Raw genomic sequence first — 1,224 nt, forward strand, 5'->3', positions numbered from 1 at the left:
GTGGGTCAGTCGACATCAACGTCTGATGTGCCGACGCCATCGCTGGCAAGCCAGCTCCCACAGGTTCTAGCGGTGTTTGCAATTCCCCGTTCAGTAGAGAGTGTCGCTTACTCTTTTCGGCGCTTCCCGGTCGTAGGTCTCGGCATCAAACTGCCCGTCATTCAGGCGCTTGTGGAAAGCGCCGGCGGAGGGCAGGGCCGAGCGCGGCAGGTGGGTTTGCGGGTTCCACGCGTCCGAACGCACAAACGCTTTCGAACAGTGGAAAAATGCCGCCTCCACCGTCACCAGCAATACCGTTTTCGCCGGTTTGCCATTTACCGCAAAGCTTTCCAGCAGTTCGGGATCTGCACTGATGGTCGCGGTGCCATTGACCCGCAACGTCTCGCCAATCCCCGGAATGATAAACAGCAGCGACACTCGCGGATCGTGCAGCACATTGCGCAGGGTGTCGATGCGGTTGTTGCCCGGGCGATCCGGCAGGGCCAGGGTGTTTTGATCAATGATCCGCACAAATCCTGGCGCATCACCCCGCGGCGAATTGTCGAGACCGTCGGCGCCCACCGAACTGACGATCACCAGCGGCGACAAGCGCACCATCGCCTGATAGTCCTCGTTGAGAAAGCCGATCTGCTTGCGCACCGCGCGTTCGTGGGGCAATCCGTATATCGCTTCCAGTGCTTCGATTGATTCGATCATCGTGCAATCCTTGCTGACTCAGAAAAACAGCCCCATGCGCCGCTCGTAACCGATCCGGCCCTTGTACGCTTCGCCGCTGTCGACGAAGCCGTATTTGGCGTACAGCGCGATCGCTGCGTCGTTATCCGCATCCACCGACAGCTCCAGGCCCTTGATCTCCGGCCATGCTTCACGCGCCACGGCGGGCAACGCTTGCAGACAGGCCTTGCCGTAACCCTTGCCCTGCGCCCGATGGTCGACCTGCAAAGCGTGCAGGGTGGCGCTGTGTGCATCGGCCCAGTCCGGCAGCACGGGCGGGCGCTTGAGCAGCAGGAACGCCACCGGTACTTCCTCCGCCAGCAGCGCGAAGCCCTTCACGCCGGGGCCGGGTCTGGACAGCAGCGTGTGCAGCGCGCCGTGGATGTCGCCGGAAAACTTGATCTGCTCGGGATGGATTTCAATCGCCTCGACTTGCTGACGCTGCAAAGGGCTCAGGCTGTCGTACGGCACAAGTTGGGCTGACACGGGAATTTCCTTTTTCCTACAAAG

The 1,224-nt window shown here is 61.1% G+C and carries 2 protein-coding genes; both read right to left on the reverse strand.

Translation table 11 applies throughout. The features are described from left to right. Positions 1-90: 90 nt before the first annotated feature. Positions 91-696, reverse strand: coding sequence for a pyridoxamine 5'-phosphate oxidase family protein (locus DBR24_RS04080; protein WP_123467085.1), 606 nt, complete (start codon positions 694-696; stop codon positions 91-93). An 18-nt stretch (positions 697-714) separates the two neighbouring features. Next, complete coding sequence (locus tag DBR24_RS04085; protein ID WP_123467083.1) at positions 715-1,200, reverse strand: N-acetyltransferase; 486 nt, start codon at positions 1,198-1,200, stop codon at positions 715-717. Positions 1,201-1,224 lie beyond the last annotated feature (24 nt).

The sequence above is a fragment of the Pseudomonas sp. HMWF006 genome (genome assembly GCF_003061205.1).
GTDB lineage: Bacteria > Pseudomonadota > Gammaproteobacteria > Pseudomonadales > Pseudomonadaceae > Aquipseudomonas > Aquipseudomonas monsensis.